We start from the raw sequence: 14,669 nt of genomic DNA on the forward strand, positions 1-14,669 counted from the left end.
GTGCGCGACACGGTACCGCCAACCTGGGGTACTCAGCCGAGCAGGACCACTTCGACCTCGGTGCCGGGCTCGACGGACTCGACGTCCTCGGGGACGACGATCAGCGCGTCGGCGTGCGCGAGGGCCGCGACAAGGTGGGATCCGGCACCGCCGACGGGGCGCACGGTGCCGTCGGCGTGCGTCCCGCGCAGGAACTGCCTGCGCCCCTTCGGCGAGGTCAGCGCCTTGTCCGCCGCAAGGGTCGCCCGGACGGTCGGCCGGTGGACGTCGTCGAGTCCCATGAGTGTGCGGATCGCGGGCCGGACGAACAGCTCGAAGGAGACGTACGACGAGACGGGGTTGCCGGGGAGGGCCAGCAGGGGCGTGTGGTCGGGGCCGATGGAGCCGAAGCCCTGGGGCTTGCCGGGCTGCATGGCGAGTTTGCGGAACTCGATGCCGCTGCCGGCCTCGTCCTCGTCACCGACGTACGACAGCGCCTCCTTGACGACGTCGTACGCCCCTACGCTCACGCCACCTGTGGTGACCATGAGGTCGGCGCGGACGAGCTGGTCCTCGATGGTGGACCGGAGTGTTTCGGCGTCGTCGGCGACGGCGCCCACGCGGTAGGCGATGGCGCCGGCGTCGCGGGCGGCCGCGGTGAGGGCGAAGCTGTTGGAGTCGTAGATCTGGCCGCTGCCCAGTTCCTCGTCGGGCTGGACGAGTTCGCTGCCGGTGGACATCACGACCACGCGCGGGCGCGGGCGTACGCGTACGGTGCCGCGGCCGATCGCGGCGAGCAGCGCGATCTGCGGCGGCCCGAGGACGGTGCCGGCTTCGAGGGCGCGGTCGCCCGCCTTCACATCGCTGCCCTTCGCGCGTACGTGCGCGCGTGCCTGTGCCGACCGGTACACGTTCACGTGCCCGTGGGCGCCCTCGGGGGCCAGGCTGTTGGCACGCATCCCGGTGACCGGGCCCTCGCCCAGGCCGCCGTCGGTCCACTCGACGGGGACGACGGCCTCGGCGCCGGGCGGCAGCGGAGCGCCGGTCATGATGCGGGCCGCCTGGCCGGGGCCCACGTGAAGCAGCTCCGCCTGGCCCGCCGCGACGTCCCCGACGACCTCCAGGACCGCCGGGAACTCCTCACTCGCGCCCGCGACATCCGCGACCCGAACCGCGTACCCGTCCATCGAGCTGTTGTCGAACGGCGGCAGGGACACCGGCACCGTGACGTCGTCGACCAGGACGCAGCCCTGGGCGTCGAGCAGTTGCAGCTCGATGGGTTCGAGGGGACGGACGGTGGCGAGGATGTCCTCCAAGTGCTCGTCCACCGACCAGAGGTGGTCCTGGCCGGCGGTGGGGGTCGCGGCGGTGCTCAAAATCGCTACATCTCCTCGGCTACGTAACTGCGAAGCCAGGTCCGGAAGTCCGGGCCCAGGTCTTCACGTTCGCACGCGAGTCTGACAATGGCACGCAGGTAGTCGCCGCGGTCACCGGTGTCATAGCGGCGGCCCTTGAACACGACGCCGTGCACGGGGCCGCCGACCTTCTCGTCCTGGGCGAGCTGCTGGAGGGCGTCGGTGAGTTGGATCTCGCCGCCGCGGCCCGGCTCGGTCTTGCGCAGTATGTCGAAGATGTGCGGGTCGAGGACGTAGCGGCCGATGATCGCGAGGTTCGACGGGGCGTCCGCCGGGTCGGGCTTCTCGACCAGGCCGGTCACCTTGACGACGTCGCCGTCGTCGGTGGGCTCGACGGCCGCGCACCCGTAGAGGTGGATCTGCTCCGGCGCGACCTCCATGAGCGCGATGACACTGCCGCCGCGCTGCTCCTGGACGTCGACCATGCGCTTGAGCAGCGGGTCGCGCGGGTCGATCAGGTCGTCGCCGAGGAGGACGGCGAAGGGCTCGTGGCCCACGTGCGGGGCCGCGCACAGAACGGCGTGGCCGAGGCCCTTGGGGTCGCCCTGACGCACGTAGTGCATGGTCGCGAGGTCGCTGGACTCCTGGACCTTGGCGAGCCGGCCGGCGTCGCCCTTCTTCTGAAGGGCGGACTCCAGCTCGTAGTTGCGGTCGAAGTGGTCCTCAAGGGGACGCTTGTTGCGACCCGTGATCATGAGAACGTCGTCGAGTCCCGCGGACGCGGCCTCCTCGACCACATACTGGATCGCCGGCTTGTCCACGACCGGCAGCATCTCCTTGGGAGTGGCTTTGGTGGCCGGCAGGAACCGGGTACCGAGGCCTGCTGCGGGGATGACAGCCTTGCTGATCCTGGGGTGCGACTGAGTCATGTCCGCAACCTTATCCGGTGCCTTTGTAGTGAATCTGAGGCTCCGGTTAATTCGCTCTCATATGAGCGCATTGGAACCGTTACGGGAGCGACGGATGAGCCACATCGGGCATGAGGCCGAGCCTGACAAGCGAATGTTGCGGCGAGAGTTCCTCGCGGTGAGAAACAGGTTGACGGCAGATGACGTGCGGGAAGCCGCGGGAGCGCTGGCCGAGCGCGCGCTGGACCTGCCCGAGCTGGCGCACGCGCGCACGGTGGCGGCGTATGTCTCCGTGGGGAGCGAACCCGGAACGCTCGCGCTCCTTGACGCACTGCGCGCGCGGGGCGTGCGCGTCCTGCTCCCCGCGCTCCTCCCCGACAACGATCTCGACTGGGGCGCGTACGCCGGTGAGGGCTCCCTCGCGCGTGTCCAACACGGCGGGAAGATGGCCCTCTTGGAGCCCTCCGGCGAGCGCCTCGGCCCGGACGCCGTCACCGTCGCGGATACGGTCCTGCTGCCCGGCCTGGCGGTCGACGCGCGCGGGATGCGGCTGGGGCGCGGCGGAGGTTCGTACGACCGCGTGCTGGCGCGGCTGGAGCGCGCGGGCGCACAACCCGCGCTGGTGGTGCTGCTGTACGACTCCGAGGTCGTCGAACGCGTCCCCGAGGAGGCGCACGACCGCCCTGTGCACGCCGTGGTGACGCCGTCGGGAGTGCGCCGCTTCCGGGAGACGTGAGTCCCGTCCCGCACTACGCGAAATGGCCCCTCCACGCGCGCGTGGGGGGCCATTTCAGCGGCTTGCTTTCAGCGGCTCACGACGGTTGCAGCACCAATGTGTCGCTCGTGCTGTCGTCGACCGCCTTCTCCGAGAAGGACCAGTCCAGCAGTTCGCCCTCGACCCATTTGTCGGTCTGGTCGGTGTAGTGGGCGCTGTAGGCGTGTCCGGAGGCGCCGGTGAGGTTGATCCACTTCGACTTGTCGAGGTCGTCGAGGTTGACCACCATCCGCATCGACGGCACCCAGACGACGCCGTAGCCGCCGGCCGCGTTCCAGCCGGTCGCGTTGACCGTCGCCTCGCCGCCGCCGAGCTTCCACGGGCCGCGGTTGAGGACGTACTGGAGGTAGCCGGGGCCTTCGGTGCCGAGCGTCTGGTTCTTCAGGAACAGGCGGTGCAGCCGGCCCCAGCTCCAGGTGTCGATGTCCTTGCCGAGCTTGGAGGTCAGTTCCCAGCGGGCGTCGATCATGGCGCGCTTGAACAGTTCGTCACGGTTGGTGGCCGCGGGGCGGGTGCCCGACTTGGGCGTCGTCCACCAGTCGTTGTCCTCGTCGTCCATGAGGTTGCGAACGACCTCGAACCAGCGGTCGCCGCCGCTCGGTTGCGCCTGGTCGGCCTCCCGCTCGCCACACTCGCGCACCTCGTTGTCCTCGTCCACCGGGCCGGTGGAGTCGACCTTCTCGACCCACAGGCACTGACCCTCGACCCGCAGTTCCTTGGGCAGCTTGTTGCCGAAGGCGAGCTTGAGGATGTTGCGCCAGACCGAGTTGAAGTAGGCGGCCGCCGCCGAGTCGGCGTCCTGGGTGTAGTCCCAGCCTTCGAGGAGCTTCTGCGCCTCGCGGACGTCCGGATCGTCGATGTCGATCTTCAGCAGCTTGGGCACGAGCAGCTTGGCGATCTCGCTGCTGTTGTCGAGCTGCATCTGACGCATGTCGTCGGTGGAGATCTTGCCGCCACCCTTGATCTTCGACTCGATCAGGTCGGTGATCCGCTGGCTGCGGGTGCCGTAGCCCCAGTCCGTGGTCAGCGTGTAGGGGACCTTTTTCTTGCCGACCACGGCCTGGTTGGCGGTGACGATGTAGCCGCGGTCCGGGTTGTACTCGTAGGGCAGTTCGGACTGCTTGAGGTAGCCGGTCCAGCGGTAGTCGGAGTCCCAGCCGGGCGCCGGAATGTAGCCGGTGCCCTTCCCGCGCGTGGGGATCTTTCCGGGCAGCGTGTAGCCGATGTTGCCCTCGGTGTCGGCGTAGACGAGGTTCTGCGAGGGCACGTCGAAGAGGGCGGCCGCGTCGCGGAACTCCGTCCAGTTCGACGCCTTGTCCATCGCGAAGACGGCGTCCATGGAGGTGCCCGCGTCCAGTGCGGTCCAGCGCAGTGCGATGCCGTAGCCGTCGCCGCGGTCGGGGGCCGCGGTGTCGACCTCGGCCTTCTTGCCGACCTTCACGAGTTCGTTGTCGCGGTCGGACAGCAGGGGCATTCCGTCACTGGTCTGCCGGACGACGATCGTCTTGGACGTGCCGCCGGCGACCTTGATGGTCTCCTCGCGCGTGGTGAACGGCTTGACCTTGCCGTCGTAGAGGTAGCCGTCGCCGCTGAGCTTCTCCAGGTAGAGGTCGGTGACGTCGACGCCGGAGTTGGTCATGCCCCAGGCGATGTCCCCGTTGTGGCCGATTATCACGCCGGGCATGCCGGCGAAGGTGTAGCCGGAGACGTCGTACTGGCACTTGCTGGAGACGCTGCGGCAGTGCAGGCCCATCTGGTACCAGACGGAGGGCAGCGAGGCCGACAGGTGCGGGTCGTTGGCCAGGAGCGGCTTGCCCGTGATCGTGTACTCCCCGGAGACGACCCAGGAGTTGGAGCCTATGCCGTTGCCGTTCACGCCGACTGCCGTCGGGAGGTCGTCCAGGACGTTGTAGAGGCTCGAGAGCTGGCTCTGCAGACCTGTGGTGTCCGAGGCCGTCGTCGCGCCCGTGGTGCCGCTCGTGGACGTTCCGCCGGTGCCGCCGCTCTGCTCGAACGTTCCGGTCAGTTCGTCGTACTGGCCTTCCTGGACGATCGTCTCGTTCCGGCTGTACGGGTACTCCGGGTAGAGGTCGGCGATCTGCTGAGGGCCGAGGCGGCTGGTCATCAGGGAGCGGTCGATCTCGTCCTTCATGTTGCCGCGCAGGTCCCAGGCCATCGCCTTGAGCCAGGCGACCGAGTCGACCGGGGTCCACTTCTCGGGCTTGTAGTCGTTTATGAAGCCCAGGGCGGCGTACTCCAGGGAGATGTCCTTGCCGTCCTTGCCCTGCAGGTAGGCGTTGACTCCCTTGGCGTACGCCTGGAGGTACTTCTTGGTGGAGTCCGACAGGGTCTTGTCGTACTCCTCCTTCGCCACCCGGTCCCAGCCCAGGGTGCGCAGGAATTCGTCGTCCTTGACCTGGTCCTTGCCGAACATCTCGGACAGGCGCCCGGAGGTCATGTGACGGCGTACGTCCATCTCGTAGAACCGGTCCTGCGCCTGGACGTAGCCCTGCGCCATGAACAGGTCCTCGTCGGAGGAGGCGTAGATCTGCGGGATGCCGTAGCTGTCGCGCTTGACGTCGACGGGTCCTGACAGACCGTCGAGTGTGATCGAACCCTTTGTCTGCGGGAAGGAGGCGCGGACGGTGCTGATCGACCAGTAGGCCCCGTAGGCGACACCGCCGATGATGGCCAGGACCAGCACGAGCACGAACAGACGGGCTTTGCGCCCCTTCTTCCTGCCGGACTTGCCGGGCTGCTGACCCGATGAGGCGGTGGTGTTGGGGGGCATCGCTGTCCTTGCTGTCCTAACGCGAGCGGCAGGCGGTCCTGGAGTGCTGGAGCAACCATAGGCGCAGGGCCTCGCGCCACTTGACGCGGAGTAGGGAACCAGCGCGGACGGACGTTCGATCTTGCCCCGTGAAGCGTCAAGAAATCGTCAAGAGTTAGGTAAGGTAATGAAGTAGTTGGGTGCGAAGGGCCATCGCTTCGTGTCCGATGTACGTGAGCCCACGCACGCGTGCCGCGCGTGAGCCAGGGAAGGGAACGGCCGCTGACTGTCCACCACCTCAACCAGCTTCTGCTCGTCTGCTCGCTCGTCCTGCTCGTCGCTGTGGCAGCGGTCCGGATCTCCTCGCGCAGCGGGCTCCCCAGCCTGCTCGTATACCTGGGGATCGGCGTCGCCATGGGCCAGGACGGCATCGGCGGCATCCACTTCAACAACGCCGAACTGACCCAGGTCATCGGATACGCGGCCCTGGTCGTGATCCTGGCCGAGGGCGGACTCGGCACGAAGTGGAAGGAGATCAAGCCGGCCCTGCCGGCCGCCACGACGCTGGCACTGGTCGGGGTGGCGGTGAGCGTCGGCGTCACAGCCACGGGCGCGCACTATCTGATCGGGCTGGAGTGGCGGCAGGCGCTCATCATCGGCGCGGTGGTGTCCTCGACGGACGCGGCGGCGGTCTTCTCCGTGCTGCGGAAAATCCCCCTCCCCGCGCGCGTGACGGGCACGCTGGAGGCGGAGTCGGGCTTCAACGACGCCCCGGTGGTCATCCTGGTCGTCTCGTTCTCCACGGCAGGCCCCGTCGAGCACTGGTACGTGCTGCTGGGCGAGATAACCCTTGAGCTGGCCATCGGCGCGGCCATAGGTCTCGCGGTGGGCTGGCTGGGCGCCTGGGGCATGAGACACGTGGCGCTGCCGGCCTCCGGCCTCTACCCGATCGCCGTGATGGCGATCACGGTCACGGCGTACGCGGCGGGCGCACTGGCGCACGGCAGCGGGTTCCTCGCCGTCTATCTCGCGTCGATGATGCTCGGCAACGCCCGACTGCCCCACTGGCCCGCCACGCGCGGGTTCGCCGACGGGCTCGGCTGGATCGCCCAGATCGGCATGTTCGTCCTGCTCGGCCTGCTGGTCACCCCGCACGAGCTGGGCGACGACATCTGGCCCGCGCTCGTCATCGGGCTGGTGCTGACCATGGTGGCGCGGCCGCTGAGCGTGGTGGCCAGCCTGGCGCCGTTCCGGGTGCCGTGGCAGGAGCAGACGCTGATGTCGTGGGCCGGGCTGCGCGGCGCCGTACCCATCATCCTGGCGACCATCCCCATGGTGAACGGCGTCGATGGCAGCCGCCGCATCTTCAACATCGTCTTCGTCCTGGTCGTCGTCTACACCCTGATCCAGGGGCCGACGCTGCCCTGGCTGGCCGGCAAGCTGCGGCTGGGCGAGGGGCCGGAGGCCACCGACCTCGGCATCGAGTCGGCGCCGCTGGAGCGGCTGCGCGGGCATCTGCTGTCCGTCGCGATCCCGGACGGCTCGAAGATGCACGGCGTCGAGGTCAACGAGCTGAGGCTGCCGGCCGGCGCCGCGGTCACTCTCGTCGTACGCGACGGAAAATCGTTTGTTCCCTTGCCCACGACGGTTCTGCGGCGCGGCGACGAACTGCTCGTGGTCGCCACGGATCCGGTCCGGGACGCGGCGGAACAGCGGCTGCGCGCGGTGGGCCATGGCGGCAAGCTGGCCGGGTGGCTCGGAACGGACACCGCCGACCCGAGTCGTTAAGTGCGTGTTTCGCATGGTTCACACTCACGCCAATCGCAGGTGGATGCGCGCGTGGTGCTCGCTTTCACAGGCGCACCACGCGTTACTCCCTGTATGATGAAGGCGCATTCTGATCGAACCAACTCTGCCTGATGCAGTGCTGGCGCGACCGTATGGCGGCCGAGAAGCGCTCCGTAGTGGGCTACGGCATCTACCGCAGTCCGCGCAAGAGGACAGCTCTCGGCGCCGCCGCCCCGGCTTTGGGGCCGCGCTACCAGGCGGCAGAAAGGCACGGGCCGTGGCATCCACGGTCACTTCCCGCCCTGGATACGGACAACTGCTGCGCACCCGCGGCGCCTGGACGTTCCTGCTGCCCGGCTTCGCGGCACGCCAGCCGTTCGCGATGCTCACCATCTCCATCGTGCTGCTCGTGCAGCACACCACCGGCTCGTACGGGGCGGCGGGCGCCGTGGCGGCCGCGACCGGTGTCTCCATGGCACTGTTCGCGCCCTGCACCGGCCGCCTCGCCGACCGGTACGGACAGCGCGCCGTGCTGCTCCCAGGCGTCCTGGTCCACACGCTGTCCGTCCTGACCCTCACGGCGCTCGCGCTGGCGAACGCGCCCCTGTGGGCGCTGTTCGCGGCGGCCGTGCCCACGGGCGCCTCGGTGCCGCAGATCGGGCCCATGGTGCGCGCCCGCTGGGGCGTGAAGCTCCAGGGCTCGCCCCTGAACACCACCGCGGCGGCCTTCGAGTCCGTCACGGACGAGCTGACCTTCGTCTTCGGCCCGCTGCTGGCCACCGCCCTGTGCACGGCGGTGGACCCGGCCGCCGGCCTGGTGACCGAGGCGTCGCTGACGCTGATCGGCGGTCTGCTGTTCGCCGCGCAGAAGAGCACACAGCCCACGGTCACCGCCTTCGGGCACGCACGCGTGGAGCACGGTTCCGCGCTGCGCGTCCCCGGAGTGCGCGTGCTGATCGCGGCCTTCCTGGGCATCGGCGCCGTCTTCGGCGGTATGCAGGTCTCGCTGGCCGCGTTCTCCGAGTCGATCGGCGAGCCCGGCCTCAACGGCGTCCTGTACGGGATCTTCGCCGCGGGCAACATGCTCTCCGGCATCGTGTGCGGCGCCGTCGCCTGGAAGGTCGCCCCGCGGCAGCGCCTCGTCGTCGGGTACACGGCGCTCGCGCTGGCGGCCTCCGGCCTGTGGGCCGCGCACTCGGTGCTCGTCCTCGCGGGCCTGGGTCTCGTGGTCGGCATGTGCATCGCGCCCGCCCTGATCACCGGCTACACGCTGGTCGAGGGCCTGGTCCCGGCAGGGGCCCGCACCGAGGCGTTCACCTGGCTGACCGGCGCGGTGGCCCTCGGCCAGGCGGCCGCCGTCACGGTCGCCGGACAGCTGGAGGACCGCCTCTGGGACGGCGCCGGATTCCTGGTCCCGATGATCGGCACGGCGCTCGCCCTGACGACCCTCGTGGCACTGCGGGAACGGCTGGTGACACGGCCGCGCAGCCGCACCGTCGCACGTGGCGTCGGTCACCGCGTGCCGGTGGCGGTGGACTGATCCCGAGGAATACGTCACTATGGACCGTCGTTAGCACTCATTGAGTGAGAGTGCCAGGAGGAAGACAGTGCCGACCTACCAATACCAGTGCACCGAGTGCGGCGAGGGCCTCGAGGCGGTGCAGAAGTTCACCGACGATGCCCTCACCGAGTGCCCCAGCTGCGGTGGCCGCCTGAAGAAGGTGTTCTCCGCGGTCGGCATCGTCTTCAAGGGCTCCGGTTTCTACCGCAACGACAGCCGCAGCTCCTCGTCGAGCAGCTCACCGGCGTCGTCGAAGCCGGCGGCGTCCTCGTCATCGTCGTCTTCGGACACGAAGACCTCGTCGTCCTCTTCGTCGTCGTCCTCTTCGTCGTCGTCCTCCTCGGACTCGAAGTCGTCGAGCACCGGCTCCTCGTCGAGCAACAGCTCGGCCGCATAACGCACTCCGCTTACGGGACCCTGTCGTCGTACGACGACAGGGTCCTCGGCGTTTTCGGAGCCGGAGGAGGCCTCCTGTGCGTTTCCGGGTCCGGCTAGTGTGCTCGGCATGGCGAACGCAGAGATCGGCGTAATCGGCGGCTCCGGCTTCTACTCGTTCCTCGACGACGTGACCGAGATCCAGGTGGACACCCCCTACGGGTCGCCCAGCGACTCGCTCTTCCTCGGCGAGATCGCCGGCCGCCGGGTCGCCTTCCTGCCCCGGCACGGGCGCGGCCACCATCTGCCGCCGCACCGCATCAACTACCGCGCGAATCTCTGGGCGCTGCGGTCGGTCGGGGTGCGCCAGGTCCTCGGCCCGTGCGCGGTGGGCGGTCTGCGCCCCGAGTACGGGCCGGGCACGCTGCTCGTGCCGGACCAACTGGTCGACCGTACGAAGTCCCGGGTGGGGACGTACTTCGACGGACTGCCCCTGCCCGGCGGCGACGTGCCGAACGTGGTGCACGTGTCCCTGGCCGACCCCTACTGCCCGACCGGGCGGGCGGCCGCGCTGAAGGCGGCGCGGGGACGGGACTGGGAGGCGGTCGACGGTGGCACGCTGGTCGTGATCGAGGGGCCGCGCTTCTCGACCCGTGCCGAATCGTTGTGGCACCGGGCGCAGGGCTGGTCGGTGGTGGGCATGACCGGCCATCCCGAGGCGGCGCTCGCCCGTGAACTGGAGCTGTGCTACTCGTCATTGACGCTGGTCACCGACCTCGACGCCGGCGCCGAGACCGGCGAGGGCGTCTCGCACGACGAGGTGCTGCGGGTGTTCGCGGCCAACGTGGACCGGCTGCGGGGCGTGCTGTTCGACGCGGTGGCCGGGCTGCCGGCGAACGAGGAGCGGGACTGTCTGTGCACGTCGGCGCTGGGCGGGATGGATCCGGGGTTCGAGCTGCCGTAGCGGGCGGCCCGGCGACGGCCGTGGGTGACGGCGGCTGTGCACAACCGCGCCCGGCGACGGCGGAACTCCTCGTTCGGGTGAGGGAGTTGTCCACAACCCGCCAGTAGCCCACCGGCTCCAGCGGGCATCGGCGCGAGGCCTCATCGTGGGCAGCGCAAGCCGATCCCTCGTCGCAGGTGGTGGTCCCATGTCCTTCGCTCCGTCCCCGTCTCCCGCTTCTCCTCCTTCTCCGCGCCCGCTGGGCACCGACGCTCCCGCCACGTGCGAGGTGCCGCACTTCGCCCCCGTGCGGGTGCGCGGCGGGCGTTATCAGCTCCAGCGGCTCGTACGGCACCGGAGGCGGGCCGTGGCCGCCGGGCTCGCGGTGACCGCGGCCGCGCTCGTGGCGGCCGGCCCGCGCGATACGGCGGAACCCGACCGTGGTGAACGGGCGCGTGGGCGCCCGGTGGCGGATGCGGTACGACATCACCGTGCCGTCGAGATGGTGACGGCGCCGGTGCGGATCGCCGACGGGGCCACGGTCCGGCTGCTGCGCCCCGGTGACCGGGTCGACGTCATCGCCGCCGAGGAGACCGCGACGGGTGGTGACGCCCGGGTGGTCGCGCGCGGGGCGCGGGTGACGAAGGTGCCGGAGCTCCTGGACGGCGCGGCCGAGGCGGGGGCGCTGGTCGTGCTCTCGGTGCCGCGCTCCACGGCGGCGCGCCTCGTCGGCGCGAGCTCTACGGCGCGGCTGGCGGTGACGTTGTGCTGAGTCGCGTGTCTCACATCCTGGGTGACATCCTGTCAAGTCTCTCGTTCGAGGTACCCAATTGGACAGGGTTGCATCGCGCTGACGTAGGTTGCGGAGCTGTTTGTTCCACAACCTGTTTGTGCGAGGAGAGGCCCCGAGGTGAGCGAGAAGAAGAAGGAACCCAGCCTTTGGGAAGGCTTCAAGGCCTTCCTGACGCGTGGGAACGTCGTCGACCTGGCAGTCGCGGTGGTCATCGGCGCCGCCTTCACCAACATCGTCAACTCGGTGGTGAAGGGGATCATCAACCCGCTGGTCGGGGCGATCGGCACCAAGAACCTCGACCACTACAGCTCGTGCCTGAGCGACGCGTGCTCGGGCACCGACGGCATCCAGCTGATGTGGGGCTCGGTGCTCGGTGCCACCCTCAGCTTCGTGATCACCGCGGCGGTCGTGTACTTCCTGATGGTCCTGCCGATGGCGAAGTACCTGTCCCTGCAGGAGGCCCGCCGGAAGGCGAAGGAGGGCACCCACGAGGTCATCGAGATCACCGAGCTGGAGGTGCTCAAGGAGATCCGCGACGCGGTTGTCGCCCAGCAGCGCGGCTCGGGTCACAACGAGCGGTAGCGAAGGCTCGCGGGGCTTGGCGGGCGCCGGCCCGCTGGGCCTGCCGGGCTCAGAGTTGGCGGGGCGGTCAGAGGTGGTGGGGCGGCTTCTCGTCGAGGAAGCGCCTCAGGTCGGCCGCACTGTCGCCTTCGGCGCCGGGTCGCTCGCCCCAGCCGCGGTCCGTGTCGTCCGAGGACTGCTGTGACAGCGGGTCGTCGAAGACGAGCTCGGCCTTCGGGTCGCGCGGCTCGGGGGCGGGGGCGGTACTCATGCCCCAAGGGTACGGCCCCGGGGGCGGCCGGTACTCCGGGCGAGCGCCGTGGCTTCCGGGGTGGGGCTGAGCATGCCCTTCACCGCTTGTGAAAGCGCTCACAAGAATTTCCGGACGTTATCTGCTGTGCTTGGACCCATGACATCCCGTTCGACTCCGCCACTGCGCAGGCTCAGTGCCCGCGCCCGCGGCGAGGAACACCGCGTCGCCACTCCGCTGGAGCTCTTCTTCGACCTGTGCTTCGTGGTGGCCATCGCCCAGGCGGGCGTCCAGCTCGTGCACGCCATCGCCGAGGGCCACGCGGGCGAGGGGATCCTCAACTACGCGATGGTCTTCTTCGCCATCTGGTGGGCGTGGATGAACTTCAGCTGGTTCGCCTCGGCGTACGACAACGACGACGCGCTCTACCGGGTCGTCACTCTCGTCCAGATCGCCGGCGTGCTGGTGCTCGCCGCCGGGGTCTCGCGCGCCTTCGTGGACCACGAGTTCGTGGCCGTCTGGCTCGGCTATCTGATCATGCGGCTGGCGATGGTCGCGCAATGGCTGCGGGTGGCCATATCGACCGAGGGCGCGGAGAGAACCATGGCGCTGCGGTACGCCGGCGGCGTGCTGCTGTGCCAGGTCGGCTGGCTGGGGCTGCTGGTCCTGCCGGAATCGGCCCGCGGCTGGGTGTTCCTCGTGATGGCGGTCTTGGAAATGTGCGTGCCGGTCTACGCCGAGAAGGACTTCGCCACGTCCTGGCATCCGCACCACATCTCCGAGCGGTACGGACTGTTCACGATCATCGTGCTCGGCGAGACGATCGCCGCGGCCACGGTCGCCGTGAAGTCCGCCTTCGACGAGCATCACGCGCTGGCCGATCTGCTGCCCATCGCGGCGGGCGGACTGCTGATCGTGTTCTCCGCCTGGTGGATCTACTTCGTGGTGCCGATCCACGGACACCTGCGATCCAACGCTCACGCGTTCCTGTGGGGATACGGCCACTACGTGATCTTCGCGTCGGCGGCCGCGATCGGCGCGGGCCTTGAGGTGGCGGTCGAGCAGGCGGTCGGCAAGGCGCACATCTCCACCTTGGCGGCCTCGGCCTCCGTGACCCTGCCGACGGCGCTGTATCTGCTCGCCGTCTGGGTGCTGCACGCGCGGCACTTCAAGGTGGGCATCGCCCAGCAACTGGTGCTGCCGACCACGGCTCTGCTGGTGATCTGCTGCACGTTCCTGGGCGACTGGGCGGTGCCGGCCGCGGGCGTCGTGGCGGCGCTCTCAGTGGCGGTCGGGGTGACGCTGACGGCGCGCACGGTCGGCGGCGAGCACAGGGCCAAGGAGAGCGCGCCGGTGGTCTGACACCTCCGGATGCGCCGCGCGCTGGGCGAGACTGAGCCTCATGACAGTTGACGCTCTGACGGACGTCGCCGGCGTGCGGGTGGGACACGCGACGCGCACCGGCGACGGTTGGCTCACCGGCACCACGGTCGTCCTCGCACCGGAGGGCGGGGCCGTCGCCGCCGTGGACGTACGCGGCGGCGGGCCCGGCACCAAGGAGACCGACGCTCTCGACCCGCGCAACCTGGTGCAGAAGGTCGAGGCGATCGTGCTGACCGGCGGCAGCGCCTACGGGCTCGACGCGGCCTCGGGGGTGATGGCCTGGCTGGAGGAGCGGGGGCGCGGGGTACGCGTCGGGGCGGACCCGGCGCATGTCGTGCCGGTGGTGCCCGCCGCCTGCGTCTTCGATCTGGGGCGGGGCGGCGACTTCCGGGCCAGGCCCGATGCCTCCGTCGGCCGGGCGGCGGTCGAGGCGGCCGCGGCGAGCGAGCCCGGCGCGCGCGTGCCGGAGGGCTGTGTGGGCGCGGGCACGGGAGCCGCCGCCGGTCTGCTGAAGGGCGGGGTGGGCACCGCGAGCACCGTCCTCGACTCGGGGATCACGGTGGCCGCGCTGGTGGTGGCCAACGCGGCGGGGTCGGTGCGGGACCCTCAAACCGGCGTTCTGTACGGGGAGTTGTTCCAGGGGCGCGTGGACTATCCGGCCGCGCACGTCCACGAGAACGCACGCCGGCGGCTCGCCGAGACCGCCGCGAAGAACGCGCCTCCGCCGCTCAACACCACGCTCGCGGTGGTCGCCACCGACGCCGAACTGTCCAAGGCGCAGGCGCAGAAGGTGGCCGGCACGGCGCACGACGGTATCGCGCGCGCCGTGCGGCCGGTGCATCTCCTCGACGACGGGGACACGGTGTTCGCGCTGGCGACAGGGGCGCGCCCGCTGCGGGCCGAGAACCCCCTCGCGCTGAACGAGATCCTCGCGGCGGGCGCGGACTTGGTGACCCGCGCGATCGTGCGCGCCGTACGCGCCGCCGAGTCGGTGGACGGGCCGGGCGGGGTGTGGCCGTCGTACGAGGAGTTGTACGGGGAGCGCTAAGGCCGGTAGCGGGCGCGGCGATCCGCGGGGGCGCGTGCGCGCGGCGCGGGTTCGACACGGCGCGGGTCTTGTGCGGGCGATTGTCCCGGTTCTGTCACGTGATGGCGTGCGTCGGTACTCGGAGGGAACCCCACCGGGTGCCGGTCCCCTCTTTCTCCACGCACTGAAGTGGACCACTCA

Annotated in this window: 13 protein-coding genes; 9 read left to right on the forward strand and 4 right to left on the reverse strand. The window is 69.9% G+C overall.

Annotated elements, in window-relative coordinates; translation table 11 throughout:
* Positions 1–32 precede the first annotated feature (32 nt).
* Together glp and galU are read right to left on the reverse strand one after the other, a co-directional pair.
* Positions 33–1,355: a molybdotransferase-like divisome protein Glp gene (gene glp, locus AC5DRG_RS22060; RefSeq protein ID WP_491812313.1), complete on the reverse strand. Its 1,323-nt coding sequence runs from the start codon at positions 1,353–1,355 to the stop codon at positions 33–35.
* A 5-nt stretch (positions 1,356–1,360) separates the two neighbouring features.
* Positions 1,361–2,263, reverse strand: a complete 903-nt coding sequence (gene galU / locus AC5DRG_RS22065) for a UTP--glucose-1-phosphate uridylyltransferase GalU (protein ID WP_491812314.1) — start codon at positions 2,261–2,263, stop codon at positions 1,361–1,363.
* A gap of 94 nt (positions 2,264–2,357) precedes the next feature.
* On the opposite strand from galU, the gene AC5DRG_RS22070 reads away from it, so the two are divergent.
* Positions 2,358–2,978 carry a 5-formyltetrahydrofolate cyclo-ligase gene (locus AC5DRG_RS22070; protein ID WP_491812315.1) on the forward strand — a complete coding sequence of 207 codons (621 nt, stop codon included), beginning with the start codon at positions 2,358–2,360 and terminating at the stop codon, positions 2,976–2,978.
* A gap of 76 nt (positions 2,979–3,054) precedes the next feature.
* Here the strand turns inward: AC5DRG_RS22070 and AC5DRG_RS22075 are convergent, their stop codons facing one another.
* Entirely contained in the window at positions 3,055–5,808 is a 2,754-nt protein-coding gene (locus tag AC5DRG_RS22075) for a penicillin acylase family protein (RefSeq protein ID WP_491812316.1), read from the reverse strand.
* Positions 5,809–6,036: 228 nt separating this feature from the next.
* Between AC5DRG_RS22075 and AC5DRG_RS22080 the strand changes: the two genes are divergently transcribed.
* The 6 genes from AC5DRG_RS22080 (at position 6,037) to mscL (ending at position 11,829) form a co-directional block, all read left to right on the forward strand.
* Positions 6,037–7,575, forward strand: coding sequence for a potassium/proton antiporter (locus AC5DRG_RS22080; protein WP_491812317.1), 1,539 nt, complete (start codon positions 6,037–6,039; stop codon positions 7,573–7,575).
* Positions 7,576–7,852: 277 nt separating this feature from the next.
* A complete protein-coding gene (locus tag AC5DRG_RS22085) occupies positions 7,853–9,115 on the forward strand; it encodes an MFS transporter (RefSeq protein WP_491812318.1) in 1,263 nt (420 codons plus the stop codon).
* 67 nt (positions 9,116–9,182) lie between these two features.
* Positions 9,183–9,533 carry an FmdB family zinc ribbon protein gene (locus AC5DRG_RS22090; RefSeq protein ID WP_491812319.1) on the forward strand — a complete coding sequence of 117 codons (351 nt, stop codon included), beginning with the start codon at positions 9,183–9,185 and terminating at the stop codon, positions 9,531–9,533.
* 108 nt (positions 9,534–9,641) lie between these two features.
* Positions 9,642–10,475, forward strand: coding sequence for an S-methyl-5'-thioadenosine phosphorylase (locus AC5DRG_RS22095; RefSeq protein ID WP_491812320.1), 834 nt, complete (start codon positions 9,642–9,644; stop codon positions 10,473–10,475).
* A 187-nt stretch (positions 10,476–10,662) separates the two neighbouring features.
* The gene (locus AC5DRG_RS22100; protein WP_491812321.1) at positions 10,663–11,226 is read left to right on the forward strand and encodes a hypothetical protein; all 564 of its coding nucleotides are present in this window, start codon (positions 10,663–10,665) and stop codon (positions 11,224–11,226) included.
* 138 nt (positions 11,227–11,364) lie between these two features.
* Positions 11,365–11,829, forward strand: coding sequence for a large conductance mechanosensitive channel protein MscL (gene mscL / locus AC5DRG_RS22105; RefSeq protein ID WP_491812322.1), 465 nt, complete (start codon positions 11,365–11,367; stop codon positions 11,827–11,829).
* Positions 11,830–11,896: 67 nt separating this feature from the next.
* On the opposite strand, the gene AC5DRG_RS22110 is transcribed toward mscL, so the two are convergent.
* Positions 11,897–12,079 (reverse strand): hypothetical protein, encoded by a 183-nt coding sequence (locus AC5DRG_RS22110; protein WP_491812323.1) that lies wholly within the window; start codon positions 12,077–12,079, stop codon positions 11,897–11,899.
* Between the two features lie 138 nt (positions 12,080–12,217).
* On the opposite strand from AC5DRG_RS22110, the gene AC5DRG_RS22115 reads away from it, so the two are divergent.
* Positions 12,218–13,420: a low temperature requirement protein A gene (locus tag AC5DRG_RS22115; RefSeq protein WP_491812324.1), complete on the forward strand. Its 1,203-nt coding sequence runs from the start codon at positions 12,218–12,220 to the stop codon at positions 13,418–13,420.
* 40 nt (positions 13,421–13,460) lie between these two features.
* Complete coding sequence (locus AC5DRG_RS22120; protein WP_491812325.1) at positions 13,461–14,489, forward strand: P1 family peptidase; 1,029 nt, start codon at positions 13,461–13,463, stop codon at positions 14,487–14,489.
* Positions 14,490–14,669: the final 180 nt, after the last annotated feature.

The sequence above is a fragment of the Streptomyces sp. JLBG701 genome (assembly GCF_058544905.1).

Excerpts from the sequence above, each read along its gene's own strand:
- galU (WP_491812314.1), bottom strand. The coding sequence starts at position 2,263 with ATGACTCAGTCGCACCCCAGGATCAGCAAGGCTGTCATCCCCGCAGCA.
- AC5DRG_RS22070 (WP_491812315.1), top strand. The coding sequence starts at position 2,358 with ATGAGCCACATCGGGCATGAGGCCGAGCCTGACAAGCGAATGTTGCGG.
- AC5DRG_RS22075 (WP_491812316.1), bottom strand. The coding sequence starts at position 5,808 with ATGCCCCCCAACACCACCGCCTCATCGGGTCAGCAGCCCGGCAAGTCC.
- AC5DRG_RS22095 (WP_491812320.1), top strand. The coding sequence starts at position 9,642 with ATGGCGAACGCAGAGATCGGCGTAATCGGCGGCTCCGGCTTCTACTCG.
- AC5DRG_RS22100 (WP_491812321.1), top strand. The coding sequence starts at position 10,663 with ATGTCCTTCGCTCCGTCCCCGTCTCCCGCTTCTCCTCCTTCTCCGCGC.
- AC5DRG_RS22110 (WP_491812323.1), bottom strand. The coding sequence starts at position 12,079 with ATGAGTACCGCCCCCGCCCCCGAGCCGCGCGACCCGAAGGCCGAGCTC.
- AC5DRG_RS22115 (WP_491812324.1), top strand. The coding sequence starts at position 12,218 with ATGACATCCCGTTCGACTCCGCCACTGCGCAGGCTCAGTGCCCGCGCC.
- AC5DRG_RS22120 (WP_491812325.1), top strand. The coding sequence starts at position 13,461 with ATGACAGTTGACGCTCTGACGGACGTCGCCGGCGTGCGGGTGGGACAC.